Origin of the sequence: Tenacibaculum sp. 190524A02b (assembly GCF_964036645.1) — a bacterium.
GTDB classification, from domain to species: domain Bacteria; phylum Bacteroidota; class Bacteroidia; order Flavobacteriales; family Flavobacteriaceae; genus Polaribacter; species Polaribacter vairaonense.
The window spans coordinates 4,847,286-4,872,653 of record NZ_OZ038525.1 but is presented as its reverse complement, the minus strand read 5'-3'; the positions used below and the strand labels follow the sequence as shown (position 1 = coordinate 4,872,653).

Below are 25,368 nucleotides of genomic sequence, written 5' to 3'. Positions count from 1 at the left end.
ATAAGACATGATAGAATACGGACACGGAGACGATACTCATAAATTTAATAACGTTAATTTTAAAGCAAACTTTAGCTCTAATGTATACAACCTAGGTGCCAATACTGAACTTAAACACTATTTAAAAAAACAATTAGATACCATAGAAAGTTACCCAGCTCCAAGTAGTGAAGATTTTATAGAATTACTTAGCAAACATCATCAAATTAAGCCCCAAAATTGTTTGGTTACAAATGGAGCTACAGAAGCTTTTTATCTAATCACCAATACTTTTCACGGAAGTAGTGCTACTATTTGTACCCCTTCATTTTCTGAATATGAACAAGCTGGAAAAGTAAATGATTTGCAATTAGAGTTTATTGATCGAAAATTAGTATTGCAACATAAATTTACCACCAAACTGGCTTTTATTTGCAATCCTAATAATCCAGATGGTTTTGAAAATACGAGTGATGAAATTGCTACTTTAGCAACAACGTACCCAAACACCTATTTTGTTATTGATGAAGCATATACTGAATTTACAAGCAACTCAATCTCTTGTGTAAATTTGTTATCAAAATACCCAAACATTATCCTGGTAAAATCATTAACAAAACTATTTTGTGTTCCCGGACTACGTTTAGGCTATATTCTTAGCTCCTCCTCTATCATTACTCAGTTATTACAACACAAAATGCCATGGAATGTAAATAGTCTTGCCTTACAAGCTGGTGAATTTATCTTTAAAAATTACACAAAAGTTCTACCCGATTTTAACGCTTATTTTTCAGACGCTATAGCCTTACAAAAAGAAATTAACACCATAAAAGGTTTTGAGGTAATCCCCACACATACAAGTTATTTCTTAGTTCGTTTGTCTCAACCAAGAGCCTCGGAATTAAAATCATATCTAGTAAACTCTCATCAGTTATTGATACGAAATGCTTCAAATTTCAGAACATTAGATGAGCATTATATCCGGATTGCAAGTCAAACTCCTGAGAAAAACGCCTTACTAATCAAAGCACTACATGCATGGAACTAGTACTCTTTTTACTTCCTTTAGGTATTGCTTATGTATTAGATTTAGCATTTGGAGATCCTAGATGGTTACCACATCCTATTCGTTTATTTGGAAATTTAATAGCGTTTGGAGAACGAAAATTAAATAGAGGAAATTCCCTATTTACAAAAGGTATGGTATTAACTTTAATACTTACTATAAGTACATTTCTTACCTTTTATCTTATACAATTCCTACTAAAACCTTACCCTATTATATACATAATAGTTCAAAGTATATTTTTATTCTATGCCATTGCTAATAAAAGTTTGATTCAAGAAGGGAAAGCTGTATTTGACGAACTGGATAAAGGAATCCTGCAAGGAAGGAAACGACTTTCATGGATTGTAGGAAGAGACACTTCTCAACTTAATGAACAACAAATAAAAACGGCTGTTTTTGAAACCCTCTCAGAGAATTTAAGTGATGGCGTTATTGCTCCGTTATTTTATTATGCCATACTAGGCATTCCCGGAGCCATGTTATATAAAATGGTGAATACGTTAGATTCTATGATTGGTTATAAAAGTGAACGTTATTTTTACTTTGGAAAATTTGCAGCCAAATTAGACGATGTATTAAACTACATTCCTGCAAGAATAACAGCCATTTTAATGCTGGTAGTAACAGGTAAACCACATAAATTATTCACTGTTTTTAAAGAGGGAAAAAAGCATGCAAGTCCCAATGCTGGATACCCTGAAGCTGCTTTGGCTATTATTTTAAACTGTAGGTTTGGCGGTCCTAATTACTACCACGGAAAACTCGTAGAAAAGCCATACATTGGTTACCATAATAGGGAATTAAAAGATTCAGAATTTAAAACGGTAGCAAGGATTAATCATACCACTACCCTACTATTTGTAATTAGCATTGCTATATTGCACCTTTTATTACTTACCTAATGAAAAGATACATTATAACAGGAGCTCCAAGTACTGGAAAAACGTCCCTAATCAATGCTTTACAAAAAGAAGGACATCTTACTTTTGAAGAAGTCTCTAGAAGAATCATTCTTGAAGAACAAAAAAGAAAAGGTACTAAAACCCCTTGGGAAGATGTGGTAGGTTTTACCCAATTAGTCTATCAAAAAACAATAGAAGAACTGAATACACCTATAGCAAACTACGCTTTTGTAGATAGAGGCTTGCCAGACAATATAGCGTATTTAGCCTTAAAAAAACATCCTATTACTAAAGAATTGCTTGATTTTAAGTATACCAAACATTACCACACTACTGTATTTGTATTACCCATATGGGAAGAGATTTATGTACAAGATGCACAACGCTTACAATCTTTTGAAGAAGCTACTAAAATACATCACTTATTAATAAGCACTTATCAAAAATTAGGCTTTACAACCGTGCTACTTCCTAAAAACACTATTGAAAGTAGAGTACAAAGCATTGCCAAAATCATTCAATAAAAAGCGTTACATTTGCTGCTGATTTTTGGTTTTTTATAAAGGTAAACTACCTTAAGGATTCTACCCTTTGGTTATACCAATAAAAATTAAAAGGGAATTTGGTGCAAATCCAAAACTGTTCCCGCAACTGTAAGGTTTATTACAAACAAAATATCAATAAAGCCACTGCTTTTAAAAGTGGGAAGGCGATATTTTGGAACCAAGTCAGGAGACCTGCCACAAGTCATAAATTAATTAGTAACTCTCGGGTAAAGAGTTAGAAAATTTATAACTACATCTACTGTAGAATTTTCTACACATTACCTGCTTACACTTATTTTTAAATGAAAAAATTAGTATTATGCAGTGTGTTTTTGTTATTAACCGTAATGGTTAATGCACAATCTAACACCATGATTACAGGAATCGTTAAAGACGCTAAAACTGGCAAGATAATTCCTGATGTTTCAATTATTATTCCCAACCTATCCAAAGGAACAACCACTGATGTTAATGGGAATTATGCTATTCAACTTCCAAAAAACAATAACACGCTTCGGTTTTCTAAAATTGGTTATGAAACACTTTTAAAAAATGTATCTCCTACAAAAGCAAAACAATCACTTATTATTTTCCTGAAAAAACAAGATATTGCTTTAGAAGAAGTAACTATTACTTCAACTCAAAACAACTTAAAACAACAAGTACTTAATGTAGGTAAACTTCCTATTAAAGACATCGATGCTCCTATTACAACCAATAGTATAGATGCTAAAATATTACAACTTCGTAATGTTACTGATTTAGGTGATGCCATTAAAAGTGCTACTGGAGTACGTCCTATAAACAGGTATGGCGGGTTCCAAACATTTAGAATTCGAGGTTTTAATAACTTTGTATTACTTATAGACGGTGTAAGAGATGAAAGACATAACATTTCTACAAGTGCGCCCACAACAAACTTAGCCAACCTAGAACGAATTGAAATTTTAAAAGGTCCTGCAAGTACTCTATATGGTCATTCAGCATTAGGAGGAATCATTAATATGGTTAGAAAAAAACCTACAGCTACTCCTGAGGGAAGTTTTAGTATTTCTTATGGTAGCTATGATACCTATAACATGACTGCTGGATTTGGCGGTGCTATCTCAGACAAGTTAAGATACAGAACCGATTTTGGTATAACACGTACCAATGGATGGAGAGATTATGGAGTAGCCACCAATAATGGTGCGGTTACTTTTGAATATACACCTACTGATAAAGACACTTTTGAGTTTTACGCGCAAGTAAACAATGACACATATGATACAGATACAGGAATTCCTGTAGATGATGATGGAACTTTAGTAGCGGGTATGAACCCTGAAACAAGGTATAACGATCCTCAAGATTATTTAAAACATAAACGATTTGATTTTCAATTAAAATACACACACAAGTTCAACGCTAATTTTAAATTGACCAATCACCTTTCTTATTCAGATGATGATATTGATTACTTATCTACAGAATTTCTAGTATTTAACAGTGCTAAAGATTCGCTTAAAAGAGACTTTCCTTTCTACTTTAACCACCAAACAAAAACGTTGCAAAATCAATTAGACATTAGTTATACAACCCACATAGGAAGTATACAACATAAAATTCTTGTTGGAAATTCATTGAGTTATTTAGATCGTAAAACTTTTAGAGGAAGTGTGCAAGGACCTGGTACTTTTACCACCATTGCCGTTCAAAATCCTATTTTAAATCAAGGGCATATAGAGGCTGTTGATAAAAGAGTAGATGTAACCGATGAAATAGTTAGCGGGTTTTATGTACAAGATTGGTTAAAGTTTTCAGATAGCTTTAAAGCTTTAATAGGATTACGATACGACATTTTTGAAGGCACCTATTATAGAGACGCTATAGACCCTAACAGAAATGTAACCGCTAATGGTAATAGAACAGACATTCCTTCTAATGCTTTTACTTACAGAGCTGGATTGGTGTATCAACCTATTAAAAATACACTTAGCTTTTTTGGTTCTTATTCTAATTACTTTAAACCTTCTAGAAGAATTGCGCCAGATGGCACTATTTTCGATCCAGAAAAAGGATATCAAATTGAAGGAGGTTTAAAATTTCAAAAAAATCATGCATTTGCCGCTACACTTTCTACTTATTACTTATTAAAAAACAACATTGTAGAAAGAACCAATGTAAATAATTTTCAACAAATAGGAGAAGCTGACTCCAGAGGCTTTGAAATAGACATTGAATCGCAACCAGTAAAAGGCTTGTATTTAAAAACAGGATATGCATATGTTGATGCTAAAATAAGATCATATAATGAAACGCTACAAACTATAACTCCTGGAAATCAATTACGTTTTGCTCCTAAAAACACGGCAAACTTTTGGATTAATTACAATTTTCAAATGCCTAAATTAAAAGGTATAGGTATTGGATTTGGAGGAAACTACGTAGGTAGTAACTACACAAACTCAAGCAATACATTTGAACTACCTGCCTATACTACTTTAGATGGAACCCTATACTACCAAGCAAAAAAAGTAAGGATTGGTTTTAACTTGAACAACATTACTAATGAATTGTATTTTACAGATGCTATTTACGATCGTCAGTTTTTTGTAGGGCAAGGAAGAAATTATAAAATAAACATCACCTATACATTTTAAAACATTGATAGTGCTAAGGAGTAAGCAATCAGCGAATAGTATTGATAAATACAATCATTGACATTCTTTTCGTCCTTGCGATTGAAACGTAGTGTAAAGAAGCAATCTGTGTATAGACAAAAAGATTACTTCACTTCGTAAATTCCATTCGTAATGAACCTTATAGGATACTTCTTAGCCATCTTCTTTTTTATGATAAAAAAAATAATTTCTTTGCACCATTGGTTAGGTACTTTTTTTAGTGCTCTCTTTCTTATTTGGTTTTTATCTGGTTTTGTTATGATGTATCATACCTTTCCTTTTCTAAGTAAAAATCAACAAAGAGCCATGCTCCCTTCACAAGAAATAGACAGTGTTCTTACTCCTAAAGAGGTATTTAAAAACAATACCACAGATGCTATTTACAGTCTTACATTAAACTTTCAGCTACAAAAACCTGTTTTACATTTAGTAACTACTTCAGGTAAATTGGTTTCTAAATATGCAGATACAGGAACCCCTATAACAATGTCTAAGGTAAAAGCCTTGGCTATAGCCAAAGAAAACGTAAAAAGTAATGCCACAGCACAAGTAACTACTATTACAGAATTAGATCAGTGGATTCCTAGAACGCGTTTTCTAAAACACATGCCTATTTATAAAATTACTTTTGATAACTCAGACAAAACCTATACCTATATATCTTCAGTTACAGGAGAAGTTTTAGCCACCAATACTATTTCTGAAAGGTTTTGGTCTTGGTTAGGCGCTATACCGCATTGGATTTATTTTAAAGACATTCGAATTCATAATACCCTATGGTTTCAATTAATTGTTTGGTTGTCTAGTCTTGGTTTTGTGATGGTTATTACCGGTATTGTTACAGGAATTGTTCGATATCAAAAAAAGCCAAACGCTAAATTCAAACGCTTTAAAAACAAATGGTACAATTACCATTATTACTTCGGATTGTTTTTTGGGACCTTTGTATGTACTTGGATTTTTAGTGGATGGATGAGCATGACACCATTTAGTTGGACACCAAGCACTAGTTTAAATAAAAACGAACTACAGCAATGGCAACAAGGAAGTTTTCAATTATCGGATATTTCCTCAGAAGTATGGAATCATTTTCTAAATCAAACAAAACACACCTTCATACAAGAAGGTAACTTTACCTTATTTAATAATCAGGTATTTGCGGTAGTATATAACGCTAATAATTCTCAATTATATAATTTAACAGTACCTAAAAAGCTTCCTAATACGGAAGATTATGCTACAACCATTCAATCTTTTAACATTGAGAATCCTATTACAGGTACAATGTTATTGAATACATATGACAACTATTATTATAGCAGACACAATAGCAAAGAATTACCTGTTATAAAAGTAAATACCGCTAACAAAACAAGTTATTATATAAATCCTAAAACAACCAAGGTGCTATATAAGTGTGCTACTAAAAATAGAATTCAACGTTGGATATATCATGGTCTGCATAGTTTAGACTTTTCCTTTTTAGCCTGGAACAGACCTCTTTGGGATATTGTACTTTTTATTTTGTTAATAGGTGGTACTATTCTTAGTTTTACAGGAACTGTATTAGGCTATCGATTTATAAAAAGAAAATGGAAAAAGAAAAAACATCAAAAGAAGAAGAAACTAACAACTAAAGCGTTATAACATATGGGAAAAAATATAGCAAAAGCTGCAACTACCTTTTTATTTTGCGATGGTGGTTCTTGCCAAAAAGCAAAAAGTGAAATGGCGGTACGTGAAGCAAGAGCACATTTACGAAACGAAGGACTTTGGGATACTACACACACTATAAGAACCCGATGTAATGGACGATGTGAAGACGCACCAACATGGATTGTACAACCTGGTAATTGTTGGTACAAGAATGTAACACCAGAAAAAGCGGTTGAAATTGTAAACGCACATATCCATACAGTAGAGCCTATAGAAGAATACTTATTGTATAAAGGCGGAAATAATTATATTACGTCTGATAATGAAAGAACGCCCAAACCTATTGTTTTTAAAGAAAAAACAACCCCAAACCACGCTTCAATTTTAGTAGCTAGAGCCCCAGCTTCTGATCAAAATATATATCCATTGTTTAAAAAACTATTTGAAAATCCAAATGGTTTAAAACTTACATTCCCTGCTAAAGACGAACTGATAATACTCACAAAGCATCAAGTAGATTATACAGATACTTTTGATATTGCTGTAACAGGTTCAGAAACCAATTTTACCTTAGCCATTGGCCCAATTACCAAAGCTATGGAAAATGATGTTTCACAAGAAATTAAAGACCGAAAAGTTGGCGTGGTAGAAGTACTTTGGGATAAGCACAATACTAATTATATTTGTGAAATTAATTTTAAAAATAGGAAAGGAAAACACTTAGTGTCTTTTCACATTCCTATACACAATAAGGATGCTTGGAATTACCTGCTAAGTATTTATTTAAACATGGACAGTAATAAACCTAAAATAGCAACGCTTCTTGAACAATAAACAAATAAGTATACTAGGATGCGGATGGCTAGGCTTGCCATTAGCCAAACATTTTATAGCACAAAACTATACCGTAAAAGGATCTACCACTTCTCAAGAAAAAAAAGAAATTTTAAAAGAAGCTGGTATTACCCCATATGTTTTTACCTTAGGAAAGGATATTGATAAAGATATTTATACAGAATTTTTAGCGGATAGCGCTGTTATTGTTATCAACTTTCCGCCTAAAAGAATTCCTGATATTACTACCATATATCAAGAACAAATTCAACATATTTTACCGTTTATAAAACCTACTCAAAAGGTGCTATTTGTTAGTTCTACCTCAGTATATCAAAACACCAATGATTGGGTCACGGAAACTTTAGAAAACAAACCTGAAAAAGAATCAGGATGGGCAGTTTTAGCCGTTGAAAATATTTTAAAAGCACATTTAAAAAACAATGTTTCTATCCTTCGTTTGGCTGGATTGATTGGATACGATAGAGTTCCTGGACGATTTTTAGCCAATAAGAAAGAAGTAGCCAATGGCAAAGCACCTATTAATGTCATTCATCAAGATGATTGTATAGGACTTATCAATGCCATAATTTCTCAAAATGCTTGGGGTGAAATTATTAACGGTTGTGCTGATGAACATCCACTTAGAGAAACATTTTATACACAGGCGGCAAAGAAAGCAGGATTAGTGCCTCCTCAATTTAAAGCCTCAAAAGCTATTCAGTTTAAAAAAATAGCCAATACCAAAAGTAAAGACTTGTTAAATTATACCTACAAGTATCCTGATCCATTAACGCTTGTTCAATAAATGCATAAAATAACCATTATAGGTGCAGGTCCTGGAGATCCTGAGTTACTTACCGTAAAAGCATACAAGCTTATTACTGAAGCGGATATTATTTTGCATGATAATTTAGTTTCTGCCGAAGTTTTAGCCTTAAACACACAAGGAGAAAAGTTATATGTAGGCAGAAAATTTGGAGATCAAACCAATCAAGTTAGTCGGCAAGATCGTATCAATAAATTATTACATCAACACCAACAAGAAGGGAAAAAAGTAGTCCGTTTAAAATCTGGCGACCCCTATATTTATGGGCGTGCTGCTGAAGAAGCTAGGTATTTAACCCAACATAAAGTACCGTTTGAAGTAGTTCCGGGTATTACAGCGGCCATTGCTGCAGCAAACATTGTAAACATTCCCATTACAGAACGTAACCACTCTAACGCCATGCTTATTTGCACGGCACATACTGCCGATTATTCTTTTGAGCAATTAAATGGCATTGCACACATGCTAAAAGCCGGTAATACCATTTCTATTTATATGGGATTTAAAAGCTTACATAGAATTATTCCTAAGTTATTAGAAGTATGTAAAGACGAAAATATTCCGGTGAATGCCATTTCTAATGTATCAAGAGAAAATCAAGCAATTATTACCGGTACATTAGGAAATATCATTCCAAAAATAACAGCAAGTACTATTGAAATGCCTGTAGTATTTATTATTGGCGCAACCCCTATACATTAAAGTAAGAGAGTATGAAAGAAGGAATTTTATTATGCGGTCATGGTTCAAGAAGAGAAGCTGCCGTAGCATCGTTTAAAAAATTAGTCCGTATTTTAAAAGAGCGCTATCAAGATGCTTATGAGGTAGATTATGGTTTTTTAGAATTCAATCACCCAACTTATGAAGCAGCCGTGGAACGTATGTATTTAAACGGAGTTCGTAAAATTTACGCGCTTCCTGTTATTTTATTTGCGGGTTCACATGCTAAAAACGACATTCCTTTTGAGTTAAACACCCTACAAACGTATCATGATGATTTAACCATTTCCATGGCTAAACATATTGGGGTAAGTTCTTTTCTTTTAGACTTATCTGTAAAACGCATTCAAGAAACTGAGCAAAAACTAACACCTATTGACCGTAAAGAAACTTGCTTGGTGGTAGTAGGAAGAGGTACTACAGATCCGGATGCCAATAGTGATGTTGCCAAATTAACCAATATGCTATGGGAAGGTTTAGGCTTTGGTTTTGCTACCGTTGGTTATAGCGGAACTGCTTATCCTAACATTAAGGAAAGTTTGGCTATGGTTGATAAGTTGGGCTTTAAAAGAACCATTGTAATTCCGTTTTTCTTTTTTACAGGCGTGCTTTTAGAGCGTATTTACGATGCCGTAACCATCATGGATCAAAATTCTGAACTGGAGTATGTATATACCGATCCTTTTGGGGCAGATGAACTGATTTTAAAAGCTTTTGATGAGCGTTTGGAAGAAGCTAAAAATGGTGTTGCTAATATGAATTGTCAGCTATGCAAATACCGAAAACAAGTGGTTGGTTTTGAAGAGTATTTAGGGCAAGAACAAATAGGGCATCATTTAAACGTAAAAGGAATTTTGTTTGAAGAAGACGAAAAGCCTGGTGATAAAAAAGGGGGTATTGGAAATACGATTAAAAAGATTTTAGGGATATAGTTACCTACCATACAATACCCAACTGTAGAATTTTGTTCGCTACTGTCATTACGATGAACGAAACTTAGTGAAGTGAAGAAGTAATCTTTTAGTCCAGTAAAAGTTTTTTTGTCTGAATAGTATTCTCACTTCGAATGAAATTATTTGAAATACAATAGAAAATAATTTTGTACTTCAACTTTATTCTGTAGAACTATCAAGAAGTAATTAAATCGTTCTCGATACATTTTTATTCCGTTTTCACTTCATAAAAACACTCGAACTGACATTGCGTACAAAATTGTAATAATTTATAAACGGTATACCAATCATAAAAGCCTTTCCAATATTGAAAAGGCTTCTTGTATAGTACATCAAAAGTTATCACTATTTTTTATTCTTCAGAATCGTCATCAGGTGTGGGTTCACCACCATCAGAAGTGTTGTTCTTAGTTCTATTATCTACTACCTGATTGTATTGTTTTGCCAATACATCAATTTCATTTAATAAAGATGTATAAGTTACTACATCTGTCAACGTTTCATGCGCTACAATATGTTTTAATAATGAACGATACGCTAGAGTAGCATCAAATTTTAATTCAGGATTATTAGCGGATGGATTTGCCGCAGCTTCTCCTACACGCTCTATATACTTATTAGCACAATCTTCATTAGCTATTTTTAGTTCTTCTACCCAACTTGCTAATTCTAAAGTTGTCACTGCTGCTATTAATTCTGCTTTTGTTTCTAAATCTTCTACAATACTACTTAGTATAATCGTTTCTTCTTGGTAACTTCTACGGGCAATATTACTCCCATACAATTCTATGTTTTTCACAATGGCTTGTGCTGCATTTGCTGTTACTGAATCAAAGTGATAAGACAATCCGTTAACGGTGGTTTTTAACCCCGTAATTGCCTTGTCTCTTCGGTCATCAAAAGCCTTAATTTCTTTGGTAATATCACTTCCTTTTTCTTGCTGAAACACATCGTTTATAGCAACTACTGCCTCCCTTAATGTATTAGTAGGATTGGTTAGTTTTAAAGTTTCTAAATCCTGTAAATCTAAAAGCTTTAAAATATCTTTCATGTACTGTAAGTACTCTCCGTTACGGTAACGGTTTAAATATGGACTATTGTTCATATCATACAATTTTTAAAATGTTAGTAATTCAATTTTTTTGCTGAAAAAGTTATCCGGAATGTACTTTCATAGCAGGGGCAAGATAATCAGTAATTCACTGATTGTAAACACCTATAATGTTAATTTTATTTTAATTTTTACGTTACAACTACTAATTATACTATAGCAATACACTTCTACAACACGGTTTTGTTGTATTGAGAAGTGCTATACACTAGTGCGAGACGGTTTTGTTGTGTTGAAGAAACGCCATACACTAGTGCGAGACGGTTTTGTTGCGTTGAGGAACGCTGTACACTGGTGCGACAAGCTTTTGTTCTGTTGAGGAAACGCTATACACTAGTGCGACAAGCTTTTGTTGTCTTGAGGAACACTGTACACTAGTGCGAGACGGTTTTGTTCTGTTGAGGAACGCTATACACTGGTGCGACAAGCTTTTGTTCTGTTGAGGAAACGCCATACACTAGTGCGACAAGCTTTTGTTCTGTTGAGGAACGCTATACACTAGTGCGAGACGGTTTTGTTCTGTTGAGAAAACGCCATGCACTAGTGCAAGAGGCTTTTGTTCTGTTGAAAAAACACTATACACTAGTGCGAGAAGCTTTTGTTGTGTTGAGGAACACTGTACACTAGTGCGAGAAGCTTTTGTTCTGTTGAGGAAACGCCATACACTAGTGCGAGAAGCTTTTGTTCTGTTGAGAAAACGCTATACACTAGTGCAACAAGCTTTTGTTCTGTTGAGGAAACGCCATACACTAGTGCGAGAAGCTTTCCAAACCAATAGTATTAAGACTATTCATTAAAGTGTGTCAATATTCTTAAAAATACATTAGTCCCTCAACAATATCAAGCTAAATAGCTTAGCAACAAAAATTGATATTTGAGCTTTCTATACTTTTTAATTAGTAGAAAATCTAGTAGATTTGTTGGTATAATGGGAATGAACACATTGTGTTTATCCCTACGTTAATCTGTAATCTTCGCTTCGCTCGCTTACAGATTAACGTTGTGAGCAGGAGCTGTATCGGCTTCTTAACCACATTGTTTACTTTCTAGAGTTACAACGAAGAGGCTTTAGATACCCAAAATTATCAGGTCTTTACTGAGTGAAAGCTCATCTAAGACAACCGATAACAACAGGCAAAAGGCAATGGTTTACAACCTCATACCTCTTGCCAACAAACTAGTTTGTTTAGAGGCATGGGCTGTAAACCACAGCTCCTGTCCACAACGTTGCAGCACATATGACCAAAGAAACTGAAAGAACACATTTTGCCATATTTTCTGGCAGTTGGGTAGACCTTGATAAATTGGATTTTTCAAGCCTAAATCTTCAATTCTTTAACTTAAAGAATGATGAAGTAAAAAAGAAAATCGAAGAGGTGGAAGTTCGAGCACCAAGGATTGAACATCTTTTCAAAGGTATTCTTAAAGAGAATGGAGATTCTGACAGACTGCAAATTTTACTTCCAATTGATTTTACAAAAAAAGTATCGGAAAATGACATTTATTTTGTTCAAAACATTTTGCTTTTAATTTTCCCATCGGACATAACGCTTCACTATTTATTTCACTTTGAACTAAATCAAAACAAGATAAACCTTCAAAGTCATACTTCATTTCCTTTTCGCTCTACTGGAATTTACAATATGTATGACAATTATTTAGTTTATCACGATAGAGAATTAGAGAATATAAATTTGTTCATACCAATTTTGGTAGAAAGACTCCCGAAAATAAAATATGCTCAATCTGCATTCTATTCTTACACAAGCAGTTTTTTTCAAAATTTCAAAACAATGGAATACCTTAATTTGTGTATAGCATTGGAAAGCATTGTTAGTGGAAATACCGAATTGAATTACAGAATAAGGAGGAATACATCAATATTGCTAACATCTGAAGTTGAGTTTGCAAAAAACATTTTTAAAAATATTGGTAAAATTTATACGTTAAGGTCGAAAATTGTGCATTCTGGAAAATATAAAGGAGAAAAAATTTATGAATATCTGCCATATTTAAGGAATGTTGTATCGAGATTAATAACAGAAGTAATAAGTCATAACATTGAAAACCTTGATGAATTGAATCAAATACTTACTGAAAAAGGATTCGGAGATAATAAATCAATTTCTGAAAATTATGTGCATTATTCTTTAAGTTCTTCAGTATCGTCAAACGCTTTAGTAACAGAATTGGAATAAATACGTGCTACAATGTGTATAAAACATAGCTAATAAAGGCTTTCCGAAAGGTTAGTGCTTATTTGCGAAGACTGCCAAATTTTTAATTTGGCTTTTAAGATTGAAAAGTTAAAAACAAAATATAAAAATTCGGTCCCCGATACTCCTAGAATATATTAAGTGCTACTGCTAGTATTTACTAGTAGCGTCAATGCGTGAGAAACATGCTCACTCAGATTTAACATAATGTTATCCGAGTTTATAAAAAGACAAAGAACAGTATAAAGACTTCCTGCTTTTTATAAAAGCTATATAAATCAGAACAAAACACAAAAATTGGTCTTCTTTTAATAAAATAATTTAAATTTGGTCAACAGAAAAAGGGATTTAATCACCATAATAAACCAAAGATAAAACGATACCGCATAATTCAACTACGGATTAAAGCAAAATGCGCCTCTGGCTTATATGATTTAATCCTATAATGTTTCCCACAATATGAAAAAAACATTCTCGATAATATTAATTGCTCTTGCAGGAATTTATATCTATAGATTGGAAAAATTGAATTCTGAACTTATGGAAATGACTAAAGAATTATCTTTTGAAAAATTTGACAATTTTATCCATCCATCAAACAGCTTTATTTACCAAAATGGGAATCAAAAAATAGAAATGAAAATCTCAAATGGGAAAGATTATTTAATTTATGACAAACCAACTGAAACGGAATTCTTAATAACTAATATTGAACCAAACGATGTCACAATTTATGGAGCAGGAATTCGAATTATTGGAAATTCTAGCGGAATATTGAAAACGGAAATAACTGCCCCTAATAATTATACCGAATCTGATAGTTTGTCTGTTAAAATCAGTATTGGAGAAAAAGAAAAACTTGAATTTAATATTCCTTTAAAGAATGTTGAGTAAAATGCTGTAGGCAACACCAACTAAACTGTATTAAAAAGCAACTCAGCCAAAATGTTAATTTGAATGAATAAAACGGATAAATCAAAACATAATATTTCAATTGCTTCAATAAAACGAAGCACCATAAAACCCTATGATTTTAAATGGACAAAATTTTATGAATTGAATTCTGACTTTCCATACTCAGAAATAGATATTCGTTTATCTGAAAAAGAACTCATTATATGTTCTACTGTAATCGATTCCGAAAATTATAGTATTCTAACCAGTCAAAAACTAATTACAAATGAGAATGGAAATGAAATGATTGGGAATCTGGTGAATGCAAAAAATAAAGGGTATGGAGATTTTAAAGGATATATAGACAATGTACTGACATTCGGAACTGTAGAGCTTCAAAACGGAGATGAACTCAAATATTTTATTGAAACTGGAAAAGCGTCAATGATTATGATTCATGGAGTCCGAACATTAATCAGAATACAACGAACAACAGAATAAAACATTGAGAATACTATTAAAAAATGGAAAAATACCTAACGTCAACAAAGTATGTATTGCACATGTTTCCTTTGGCAGACAAGCATAACGCAACATACAAAAGCCGTTAGCTACAATAGAAATTATACAAATTGATGAACTATGATAGAACTTAAACCTTTTAATATTGATTTGGCTGCTGAATATGCAAGAATAAGGAATATACCTGAAATTCTTGATAATGGATATGACAGAACTCCAAACCCTTTTACCGAGAAGGATGCTTTAGAACTTATAAATAAAGAAATAGGAAAAAGCCCTTCTGAGCGCTTCTTCATATTCTGGAATGGGAAATTAGCTGGAGAAATTGGAATTTCTATTAAAGAGGATGTTTTCAGGTTAAACGCTGAAATAGGGTATTTTGTAGGTAAAGAATTTTGGGGACAAGGAATAGCTTCAAAAGCTGTTGATAGAATGACTACTTATGCCTTCAATACATTTAATATTGTTAGAATAGTTGCAGGAGTTTTTGATTATAATAAATCTTCAATGAAAGTTTTGGAAAAAAATGGTTTTTACCTTGAAAGTATAAGAAAGAAAGCTGCCATTAAAAAAGGAAAGATAATTGATGATTATATTTGGGTAAAACTAAAAGAATAAAACAAGGTTCTTAACAAAATACCCCTTTAAAATGGGGTTTACATCTGGACGTTATAATTCATACGAGAAAAACCTGATCGCTCGGATTTAACAAAGCGTAATCCAACTACACAAAAAAGTAAAAACAAATTTGTACGTAATTTCTATGAAAACACTATTTGAAAATTCTATAACTAAAATTGGTATGAATAGATTGATGAAAGACCTATTCATTAACGCCCCTGTTTCAGCTTTAATATTTATTTCATTTATATCTATTGTAACTTGGACAAAACCAAATATTAATTGGATATTGATTTTTATTTTAGTCTTTGTATTATTAAAATTATTCCGAACTTTAATACATAATTACAGAAACCACTTAGAGAAAATTTCTATAGATTATGAGAATGAAAAAATAATTATAAACCACATAAGACCATCAACGAAAAAGACTAAAACCGTAATGAATTTAAAGGAAATTAAAATTTCTGAAATTAAGCATGTACCCATTTCTTGGTTTTCGTTTGAAAATTACTTCTGGATATCAGATCAATATTCAAAAATTAAAATTTCTACTGCTGGGCATGAAAAACGAGAAATTAACCTAAATGATATCTACTCTGAATTAAGTAACATGTGACAACAGTATCCAGATGGCACGGATATATAAAAACCACAAGTGTTAGCTCGAAAATGATCCTTAAACCCGATTACACAAAAAGCAAACTAGCTATCAACTTACTAAAAGTTATGAGTGTTTTAAACAAAATTCTTAACCACTATATTTCATCTAAAAAATAAAGTATTTTGATAGCACCTATAAACATCAATACAAAAGACACTATTGTAAATTTATCTATGGGAATATATGATATATATGTAGTTGGAGGTTGGTATGTATATTTAGGAAAGTTCCATCTTAAACTGAATAAAACAACGGACAACGAAGTCATAAAACCTAAAGAAGTTACTCTCAAAATACATTCATATTTCAAGAAAAGCAGAACAAAGAAAATATTTTCTTTTGAAATTAATAAGAGAGGTAAATATAAAATAGAATTTGATGGACAAGAAAGTTTAATCTTAAAAAAACAAGGTTTCATTTTTGGATATTTGTTTGGAAAAAAAATTGATTTTAAACAGGTTGAAATTTTGATTGAAAGAAACTAATTCAGAAGCATTTTATTATAAACAATAGTATCTGCTACACGATGTCAGAGGCGTCTTTAATTTCATTAAATTTGTTTTTATTCAAAAAATATGGGATTAGTAAATTCAAAAGAAATTGCAAAAGTATTGAATGTTGGTAAAGCTGGATTTTTAGGAACCTTTATAGGTTGGATTGTGTTAAAAGTATTACGAATAGATGCTGTTAACAAATTGTATGACGACAATAAACACCTACCTGATATTGAGTTTTTAAGAGGTATTTTAAAGGACATGAAAGTTAAATATGAAATTTCTGATGAAGACTTAGAGCGTGTTCCTAAAAACGGTTCCTTTATTACAGTTTCAAACCACCCAATGGGAGGTGTAGATGCCATATTGCTTTTAAAAATAATGCTAGAAGTTAGACCAGACTTTAAGGCTACTGCTAATTTTTTTGCACAAAGGGTAGTACCTGTTCAATCTATCATCATTCCCGTAAATCCTTTTGAAAACAGAAAAAAAGAAATTGGTTCCTTAGGTGCTTTTGAGAAATGTTTAACCGTTATAGGAGAAGGAAAGCCTTTAGGGCTTTTTCCTGCAGGAGAAGTATCTACTATAAAAGATGGAAATATTTTTCAAGATAGAAAATGGGGAACGTCATCTATAAAATTAATTCAAAAATCTCAAGTACCCGTAGTACCCTTATATTTTCATGCTAAAAACAGTAATTTGTTTTATTGGCTTTCGGGAATTAGTGGTTTTTTACGTACAGCTAAACTTCCTTCAGAATTTTTTACTCAGAAAAAGAAGATTGTTAAAGTTAGAATTGGAAATCCTATACCTGTAAAGGATCAAAATAGACATACTAATATTGAGGATCTTTCTAATTTTTTAAGAGAAAAAACATATGTATTGGCTAATTCATATAATGAGACATTTAATTCTTAAAAAGAAATACTATAAAGCAATTAAAAAACTACAGCTAATCGTTAACTATTGTGCAACGCTTCTTGGTTGTAATTTTGAAAAAATGAAAAGAACTATTTTATTGTTAATTCCAATAACCTTCTTTAGTTGTTATTTTGGAGCAAATGAATATAGCGGTAAAATTACTAGGGACTTTTATTTAATTGCTTGGGACGATAAATTTTGGCAAATATCGCGGTCAAATAATAACAGTGAATTTAATCCTGAAAACATTATTATTAGCCATGATGTTTTTGCCATTGGGAATACTAAAAATTTCATCATAGCCATTCAACATCCGTGTAAAAATGAGCAAAACCATTTGAATGATTATTTTGATGACTCTAAAATTAATAAAGAAATTACTAACTATTATATTATTGAACTACTAAAAAATGAAAAATACAGAATCAATAAGTTTGATAATAAAACCAAATACCTAGTTGCTAGAACCGAGCTTGGAGTCCCAGAAGATTTAGACTATAAGTTTTATAAAGAAACTTTAGAATAAAAACGAACCACAGTAATTATTGTACAAATATTCAAAACAAAAACAGCATCTTAAACACCAAACCGCATCTATAAAAACTACCATTTACCACATAAAAGACAGTTCTAAAAAACTTTATACAACATAAAAACGCCTCTAGAAATCGAATACTATAATAAATTAAATAAAGTCGCTTAGAAAATTAGTCCCAAATTTATTGGGTAGTACAGTACTTTTTAAAATAAATATTATTTGTATAAACTATACCTCTTGTCTTTGTTTATAAAAATTTGATTTACGTATTGTAAACTCAAAACAAACTCCTTTTTTTCCATCTTCTCTTTCTTTTAAAGAAATCTTCCCTCCTAACCTAGTAATAATTGATTTAACCGTAGCCAACCCTATGCCAGTACTTTGGTAATTAGAAGTTTTTAGAGTTTCAAACATTAAAAAAACTTTATCTCTATATGCCAAGGATATCCCAGGGCCATTATCCATATAAGTAAACTGAAGGAAGTCTTTATTTTGTGAAAAAAGAACTTCTACTATACATTCTCTTTCGTCACAAAATTTATTAGAATTGGTTAAAAGGTTTTGAAAAATTTGAGTAAAACAAACTTTTGAATGAACAACATCTATAGCTAATTCTTTAAAATCTATACTTATTTTATTTTCTAAATCACAATTCTTTAAAATACTCTTTAGCAACAATTCTAAATTAAAATTTTCAAAATTAATTTCTGCATTTGTTACCTTCGTATACAGTAAAAGTTGTTCTATCATCAATTCCATATACACCGTCTTTGATGATATAAGCTCTATTAGTTTAATGTTTTTTTCATTATTAGCCTCTTCTTCTAAATCTTCTTTCACAAACTCTGCTAAAGAATGAATCCCACGAATGGGCGCTTTTAAATCATGTGTTAACTTGTATGCAAATTGTGTTAACTCTGTATTTAACCTTGTAATTTCTTTATTTGCTTGCTCTAAAACAATATTCTTTTGTCTTAAATCTAAAAGCCTCATTACTTGTTTAGACAATGCTTTTAAAGACTCTTTTTGTCCTTCAGTAAGTGCTTCACGGGGTTCATTATCAATAACACATAAAGTTCCTATTGGGTAACCATCTTTAGTTTTTAATGGTGCTCCAGCATAAAATACTACATGAGGTTCATTTTTTGTTAATGGGTTGTCCTTAAAACGAATATCTTTGGTAGCATCTGGAACAATGAATAAATTTTCAGGTTCTAATATGCTATGCGCGCAAAAGGCATAATCTCTAGATGTTTCTTTTGCATCTAAACCGTAAGTAGATTTAAACCACTGCCTATCAGGACCTACAAGAGAAACAAGAGCTATAGGAGTATTACATATTTCCGCTGCAATCTTAGTAATATTATCATATGCCTCTTCTGGTAAGGTATCTAAAATATTGAAACTTTTTAAAGCCTCAACTCTTTTTTCTTCATTCTCTGGAATATTAGCTACTTGCATTTTGAACTTTTAAAAAAAGATAAAACCTAAGATACTTCCAACATTTTCCGTGTAGAAACAACAAAAGCTACTCTTCTATAAACTAAGTATATAAATATAACACAATGTACTGAATGAAAAAAGGGTAAACGTTAATATAATGCAATATCTCCTCTAAAAATGTAGTACTTAAACTAAAAACCCCTAGCAAACTATTCTATAATTCCTTCTCCTTCTAAATACAAATTTTCTAATTGTTGCTTTATTTCCATTGAAGGTTCTTGCCACATCCCACGTTGTATGGCTTCTAATAAACGTTCACTCATATCTTTTAAAGCCCACGGATTGTTTTCTTTTATAAAGGTTTTATTTTTTTCATCTAATAAATAACGTTCAGTAATTCCCTCATACATAAAATCATCAATTAAATTAGTGGTAGCATCATAAGCAAACAAATAATCTAAAGTAGCTGCCATTTCAAAAGCACCTTTATATCCATGACGTTGTACCCCAGAAATCCATTTTGGATTTACAACTCTTGATCGGTACACTTTTAAAAGCTCCTCTTTTAAGGTTTTTACCTTGGGAGTTTCTGGTCTTGAATGATCTCCGAAATATATCTCAGCATCACTGCCTTTTACTGTAGCCACTGCATTGGCTAATCCACCTTGAAATTGATAGTAATCATCACTATCTAAAATGTCATGTTCTCGGTTATCTTGATTGTGCATTACAATTTGCATAGCTTGCAATCTGTTTGTAAAAGATTCATGTGCTGAAACTCCTTGTTTAGAACTTCCATAGGCATAACCACTCCAATTGATATATACTTTGGCTAAATCTTCTTGCGTTTCCCAATTTTTCTCATCAATTACTGCTTGTAAACCTGCTCCATATGCACCTGGTTTAGACCCAAAAACTCTATACAATGCGCGTTGTTTAGCTTCTTCTTTAATTAAACCTTTAGTTTCCCAATCGTTACTTTCCTCTAAAAATCGTTTACGAATAGGATTTTCTTCTAATGGTTCATCTAATTCTGCTATTTTAGCCACAGCGGTATTAAATAGGTTGATTACATCTGGAAAAGCATCTCTAAAGAAACCAGAAATACGTAAAGTAACATCTACTCTTGGACGTTGGAGTTTTAATAGCGGAATTACTTCAAAATCGCTTACTCTTCTATTCGCATTTTTCCAAATTGGTTTTACCCCCATTAATGCAAAGGCTTGTGCTATATCATCTCCTCCAGTTCGCATGGTAGAAGTTCCCCAAACCGATATTCCTATAGTTTCAGGGTATTCGCCATGTTCTTGTATGTATCTATCAATAATTAATGCTGCACTTTTTTCTCCTAAACGAAAAGCTGTTTCCGTTGGAATGGTACGAACATCTACAGAGTAAAAATTACGACCCGTTGGTAATAAATCTACACGACCTCTTGTTGGAGCTCCAGATGGCCCCGAAGGCACATAATATCCATTTAATCCTTCTAACAAATTGGTTATTTCTTCTGTAGTATTATTTACAGCTATTAACGTTTTTTGTTTAATAATAATTAAAACTTCATTCAGTTTTGGATAGGCTTCTGATAAAATACCTTCTTCTAGAAATTCTATTAACTGCTGTTTCGCTATCAATTCTAACTGCTCAATAATCTGCCCCACAGTTTTACAATCTTTTTCACCAATAGTTATTTCTAGTTTTTCAGTATAATCTAACGTTAGAATGTTTTGTTTAATCCCAAAATCTTCTGCCAATACTTGTGTAATTCCTTTTTGATTATACGTTGGCATCCTATGTAAGGCTATTAATAAATCAATCAATTGCTCATCTATAGGGGCTTTTCCGAAAATGTGTAAACCATCACGAATTTGCGCTTCTTTTAGTTCGCATAAATAACCATCTAATTTTACCAATAACTCATCAACATCATCAGAGGTAATTCCTAAATCTACATTTAATTGTGTTTCTTTAACTAAATTGGCTATTTCTTGTTCTAATACTTTTGAGCGTTTTGGATCTAAATTCGATGCTTCATAATACTCATCAACTAAATGTTCTAACTTCATCAAGCTTCCATAGCTTTCTGCTCGCGTCATCGGTGGAATCAAATGATCTATAATTACAGCTTGATTTCTTCGTTTTGCTTGTGTTCCTTCTCCTGGATCATTAATAATAAACGGATAAAAATGAGGCAATGCATCGAACAACATAGCTGGAAAACAAGTTTCTGGATTTAGAGATACACTTTTCCCTGGTAACCACTCTAAATTTCCGTGCTTACCTAAGTGAATTACAGCATCTGCTTGATATGTATCTTGTAACCAGAAATAATATGCCAAATATTGATAAGTAGGTGCTAAATCTGGAGAGTGATAAATTGCTTGTGGATCTTGATTATAACCTCTGGAAGGTTGAATACTCACAAAAACATTTCCTAATAAAAATCCGGAAACTATAAAGCCTTCTTCCGTAAAATAAGGATCGTTATCTGGTGTACCCCATTGTTCAACTATTTTCTCTTGTAATGTTATTGAAATAGTATCAAACCGTTTTTTAAAATCTGATAAACTATATAGAATTGCATGTGGTCTGGTTTGCGTAGTGCTTGTATCATTAGTAGTTACTTGTGTTATCCAATGCATCAATGCTGTTCCTGACTTAGGTAATTGCTTTCCTACATTATAATTTGCTTTATGTAAAGCTTCTAATAATACAATACAACTTTCTGGTGTGTCTAACCCTACTCCATTTGCTAATCGGCTATCTTTGTTTGGATAGTTGGGTAAAATAACTGCAATACGTTTTTCTTTGTTTTTCTTTCCCTGTAATGTAATCCAGTTTTTTGCTAATCGTGCCATAAACTCACAAGCAGGTTGATGTGCTTCGTATTTTACGATGGTACTATCTGTAAGTTCATCTTTTTGAATCTCCTTTTTAAAAGAAACGGCTCTTCCTATAATTCTTCCATCAATTTCTGGTAAAGCTACATTCATTGCAATATCTGTTGGTGGCAAACCAAACATACCTTCTTCCCAAACTGTTTTATTTGTTGTTGAAAAAATAGCTTGTAATACAGGAATCCCTAATCGATCGAAAATAAAATCTGTTGTATCCGAAGATTTTATTGTAAATCCTGTTGTATTAATCATGGTTGCTATTTTTCTAGTGCCTGAATTAGTCATTAATTTTTCAAGATTCACTAACGTATCAGGATCTCTTAAATTATTTGCAAAAACTACAACAGGCTGCATTCCTTGGTCTATTAACGATTGACTTAAAACCTGTAAAGGCTCTAAATTATTCGCTAAAAAATGAGTTCTATAGGCTAATAAAACTGTTATTGATTTACTACGATCTAAACTTGAATCTAATTCTTCTTGTGTAACAATTCCATTTTCAAATGTATATAAAAATAAGTCGTCTATTTGTTCTGCAATAGCGACCTCTATAGTTTGGTTAAAAAAATGTTTACGGATATAATTTAAAAAGTTAACTGCATTTGTTTTTCCTCCTTGCTGTAAATACTGCCTACAATGATGCACCATTTGAATATCTACCGATGATAGTTTCATTAATTCATAATCGGGTTCGTGCGCTGGTATAAATAGTAATACACAATTGGTTTCTTCTTGCAGTTCTACCAAAGATTCAACTAAATATTTATAATAACTAATCCCACCTAAAAGACTACAAACAATCACTTTGGCTTTTTCTAAAACATCCTCTAAATAATTATCAATCGTAAGTTCTTGTTTTAGATACACCAAATTTGTCATACGCAAACTTGGAAGACCTTCTCTTTCTTGATCATAAAGTTTTTTATAGGCTTCATTTACCGTATGTATTTCGGTATCACCTGCGCTTAAAAAAACAATATCTCCTGGTTGTTGTTCTATATAAAAGACGCCGTCATCATCTGGATTCCATCCTCCTGGTATTGTTGCTATTAAATGCATAACTTTCTTAATTCCAAGGGGATTAATCCCCTTGGCAGTCCCCTTGGATCAAAGATGCAATGAATTCACTCATTTCTTCTCCCCAACGTTCTTGATGTTTATAATGATTATTTTTAATGTAATTCGTTACTCTTTCTATTGAGCCATCTGTTTTAGAGATCTTTTTTCTATGAAATTTCTGAACCCAAACTTTTTGAGTTCCCTTTTCCCATTCTTTAAATCTCTGAAATTTATAAGAAGTATATCCTTTTAAATTTTTAATCTGAATTGCTAGTTCTTTTTCACTATTTATTTTTAACAAGATATGGATATGGTCTGGTAAAATATTAAAACAATCTACATCCATTTCATATCTCTTAAAGGCTTCTTTAAATAGTTGCCTCATTTGTTCTATATCATCCGTTTCAAAAATTAATGGATCTAACTCTTTTATGAACTTTCTTGAGTTATACTTCACCATTCTATCTGAAATTCTTGATTTTGCTGTGGCAAAGGTTACGAAATAGTAATCTTTCTCCTCTTTCCCAAGGGAATTAATCCCCTTGGGAAACCAATTGAAATTTCCTTCGCCCCAATACAAGTGTATGTAACTTGCTAAAACGTTTTTATAGGAGTATACTTTGGTATTTATTTCTTTATTTCTTGCGGTGTATATTTCGGCTACAGAACTGTAATCATCCTGCATTATTGAGGAATAGTGAAATTCATGTCCCCAAATTGTTTCGTCTTCAAAAACAACTTTTCTATAACCTAAATGTAGTTTTTTATTTTCCATTGTTGTACTAAAATCAAATACTCCAACCATAGGATATGAAATTCCTTCTTGATTAATTATTTGATTTCCTAGATACATCATTCCTCCACATTCTGCTAAAATTTTCACTCCCTTTTCAGCAGCTTTTTTTATAGCTTCTCTCATTTGGGTATTAGTACTTAATTGCTCTAAGTACAATTCTGGATAGCCTCCTGCTAAATAAATAATATCTGCTTCAGGTAATGTATTATCATGTAGTGGACTGAAAAAAGTAACTTCTCCTAATTCTTTTAGATAATTCAGATTTTCTAGATATGTAAAAGTGAAAGCTTCATCCTTAGCTACTGCTATTTTTCCAATGGGTTTAAACCCATTGGAAAGCCCATTGGAAACTCCCTTGATGACCTCTACCTCTCTAGCTACTTCATTAATTAATACATCTACCTTGATATGTTTACCAATATGTGAAGCAGCATTTTCTATAACCTCTTCAAAAGAAGTATCAATATGCAAGCCTAAATGTCTGGATGGAATTTTTATAGCATCATTTGGTGGAATATACCCCAAAGAAGTCAACCCAACAGAATCACAAGCTTCTTTTAAAAATGCGTAATGTGACTCTGTTCTTACAAAATTAAAAAGAACTCCCGCTATTTTTACTGCTGGATCAAACGTTTTTAATCCGTGTAAAATAGGTGCAATAGTATACGCCATTGCCTTGGCATTTACGACTAAAACTACAGGGATATTTAACTTTTTTGCAATCTCTGCTGAGCTTCCTTTATCTTTTTCTGCACCATCAAAAAGTCCCATGACTCCTTCTACAATATTTACATCTGCTACTGAACTGTACTTTGTAAAGACTTCTTGTATATGCGCATCAGACATTAGTACACTATCCAAATTAACACTAGGATTCCTTGCAGCGGTTGTGTGATGAATAGTATCTATATAATCAGGACCGCATTTAAAGGTTTGTACTTTTAGTCCTTCATTACTAAAATAACGAGCTAAACCAAGTGTAATAGTTGTTTTCCCTGAATTACTCCATGGAGCTGCTATTAAGAATGCTTTTGCCATGATT

At 32.2% G+C, this 25,368-nt stretch carries 21 protein-coding genes and 1 riboswitch; of the genes, 17 read left to right on the top strand and 4 right to left on the bottom strand.

Annotation, left to right across the window (positions count from 1 at the left end):
- Positions 1-7 precede the first annotated feature (7 nt).
- The 9 genes from ABNT65_RS20055 (at position 8) to ABNT65_RS20015 (ending at position 10,129) form a co-directional block, all read left to right on the top strand.
- The gene (locus tag ABNT65_RS20055; protein ID WP_348737394.1) at positions 8-1,027 is read left to right on the top strand and encodes a histidinol-phosphate transaminase; all 1,020 of its coding nucleotides are present in this window, start codon (positions 8-10) and stop codon (positions 1,025-1,027) included.
- Entirely contained in the window at positions 1,018-1,950 is a 933-nt protein-coding gene (cbiB, locus tag ABNT65_RS20050) for an adenosylcobinamide-phosphate synthase CbiB (protein ID WP_348737393.1), read from the top strand. Before ABNT65_RS20055 ends, cbiB begins: the two co-directional genes overlap by 10 nt.
- Complete coding sequence (locus tag ABNT65_RS20045; protein WP_348737392.1) at positions 1,950-2,474, top strand: AAA family ATPase; 525 nt, start codon at positions 1,950-1,952, stop codon at positions 2,472-2,474. The genes cbiB and ABNT65_RS20045 overlap by 1 nt, the downstream gene beginning before the upstream one ends.
- 51 nt (positions 2,475-2,525) lie before the next feature.
- Positions 2,526-2,710: riboswitch (cobalamin riboswitch) on the top strand.
- Positions 2,711-2,797: 87 nt separating this feature from the next.
- Positions 2,798-5,137 carry a TonB-dependent receptor gene (locus ABNT65_RS20040; RefSeq protein ID WP_348737391.1) on the top strand — a complete coding sequence of 780 codons (2,340 nt, stop codon included), beginning with the start codon at positions 2,798-2,800 and terminating at the stop codon, positions 5,135-5,137.
- Between the two features lie 153 nt (positions 5,138-5,290).
- The gene (locus ABNT65_RS20035) at positions 5,291-6,805 is read left to right on the top strand and encodes a PepSY domain-containing protein (RefSeq protein WP_348737390.1); all 1,515 of its coding nucleotides are present in this window, start codon (positions 5,291-5,293) and stop codon (positions 6,803-6,805) included.
- A gap of 3 nt (positions 6,806-6,808) precedes the next feature.
- Positions 6,809-7,648 carry a (2Fe-2S) ferredoxin domain-containing protein gene (locus tag ABNT65_RS20030; RefSeq protein WP_348737389.1) on the top strand — a complete coding sequence of 280 codons (840 nt, stop codon included), beginning with the start codon at positions 6,809-6,811 and terminating at the stop codon, positions 7,646-7,648.
- Positions 7,638-8,456: an SDR family oxidoreductase gene (locus ABNT65_RS20025; RefSeq protein ID WP_348737388.1), complete on the top strand. Its 819-nt coding sequence runs from the start codon at positions 7,638-7,640 to the stop codon at positions 8,454-8,456. Before ABNT65_RS20030 ends, ABNT65_RS20025 begins: the two co-directional genes overlap by 11 nt.
- Complete coding sequence (cobA, locus tag ABNT65_RS20020; protein WP_348737387.1) at positions 8,457-9,179, top strand: uroporphyrinogen-III C-methyltransferase; 723 nt, start codon at positions 8,457-8,459, stop codon at positions 9,177-9,179. It begins immediately after the preceding gene.
- A gap of 11 nt (positions 9,180-9,190) precedes the next feature.
- A complete protein-coding gene (locus ABNT65_RS20015) occupies positions 9,191-10,129 on the top strand; it encodes a sirohydrochlorin chelatase (protein ID WP_348746706.1) in 939 nt (312 codons plus the stop codon).
- Between the two features lie 373 nt (positions 10,130-10,502).
- Here the strand turns inward: ABNT65_RS20015 and ABNT65_RS20010 are convergent, their stop codons facing one another.
- Positions 10,503-11,255: a DUF6261 family protein gene (locus tag ABNT65_RS20010; RefSeq protein ID WP_348746705.1), complete on the bottom strand. Its 753-nt coding sequence runs from the start codon at positions 11,253-11,255 to the stop codon at positions 10,503-10,505.
- 1,244 nt (positions 11,256-12,499) lie between these two features.
- On the opposite strand from ABNT65_RS20010, the gene ABNT65_RS20005 reads away from it, so the two are divergent.
- The 8 genes from ABNT65_RS20005 (at position 12,500) to ABNT65_RS19970 (ending at position 18,119) form a co-directional block, all read left to right on the top strand.
- Complete coding sequence (locus ABNT65_RS20005) at positions 12,500-13,459, top strand: hypothetical protein (RefSeq protein WP_348746704.1); 960 nt, start codon at positions 12,500-12,502, stop codon at positions 13,457-13,459.
- A 564-nt stretch (positions 13,460-14,023) separates the two neighbouring features.
- Positions 14,024-14,371 carry a hypothetical protein gene (locus ABNT65_RS20000; protein ID WP_348746703.1) on the top strand — a complete coding sequence of 116 codons (348 nt, stop codon included), beginning with the start codon at positions 14,024-14,026 and terminating at the stop codon, positions 14,369-14,371.
- A gap of 63 nt (positions 14,372-14,434) precedes the next feature.
- Positions 14,435-14,872 (top strand): hypothetical protein, encoded by a 438-nt coding sequence (locus tag ABNT65_RS19995; protein ID WP_348746702.1) that lies wholly within the window; start codon positions 14,435-14,437, stop codon positions 14,870-14,872.
- A gap of 141 nt (positions 14,873-15,013) precedes the next feature.
- The gene (locus ABNT65_RS19990) at positions 15,014-15,511 is read left to right on the top strand and encodes a GNAT family protein (protein WP_348746701.1); all 498 of its coding nucleotides are present in this window, start codon (positions 15,014-15,016) and stop codon (positions 15,509-15,511) included.
- Positions 15,512-15,656: 145 nt separating this feature from the next.
- Positions 15,657-16,133: a hypothetical protein gene (locus ABNT65_RS19985; RefSeq protein ID WP_348746700.1), complete on the top strand. Its 477-nt coding sequence runs from the start codon at positions 15,657-15,659 to the stop codon at positions 16,131-16,133.
- Between the two features lie 167 nt (positions 16,134-16,300).
- Positions 16,301-16,663: a hypothetical protein gene (locus tag ABNT65_RS19980; RefSeq protein WP_348746699.1), complete on the top strand. Its 363-nt coding sequence runs from the start codon at positions 16,301-16,303 to the stop codon at positions 16,661-16,663.
- 90 nt (positions 16,664-16,753) lie between these two features.
- A complete protein-coding gene (locus ABNT65_RS19975) occupies positions 16,754-17,590 on the top strand; it encodes a lysophospholipid acyltransferase family protein (protein ID WP_348737373.1) in 837 nt (278 codons plus the stop codon).
- 82 nt (positions 17,591-17,672) lie between these two features.
- Positions 17,673-18,119: a hypothetical protein gene (locus tag ABNT65_RS19970; protein ID WP_348746698.1), complete on the top strand. Its 447-nt coding sequence runs from the start codon at positions 17,673-17,675 to the stop codon at positions 18,117-18,119.
- Between the two features lie 240 nt (positions 18,120-18,359).
- Here ABNT65_RS19970 and ABNT65_RS19965 read toward each other — a convergent pair whose 3' ends face one another.
- From ABNT65_RS19965 to ABNT65_RS19955, 3 genes are all read right to left on the bottom strand, one after another.
- The gene (locus tag ABNT65_RS19965) at positions 18,360-19,592 is read right to left on the bottom strand and encodes a GAF domain-containing sensor histidine kinase (RefSeq protein WP_348746697.1); all 1,233 of its coding nucleotides are present in this window, start codon (positions 19,590-19,592) and stop codon (positions 18,360-18,362) included.
- 191 nt (positions 19,593-19,783) lie between these two features.
- On the bottom strand, positions 19,784-23,530 hold the full coding sequence (cobN, locus tag ABNT65_RS19960; RefSeq protein ID WP_348746696.1) for a cobaltochelatase subunit CobN: 3,747 nt from the start codon (positions 23,528-23,530) through the stop codon (positions 19,784-19,786).
- A 22-nt stretch (positions 23,531-23,552) separates the two neighbouring features.
- Positions 23,553-25,364, bottom strand: a complete 1,812-nt coding sequence (locus tag ABNT65_RS19955; protein ID WP_348746695.1) for a cobyrinate a,c-diamide synthase — start codon at positions 25,362-25,364, stop codon at positions 23,553-23,555.
- Between the last annotated feature and the right edge of the window lie 4 nt (positions 25,365-25,368).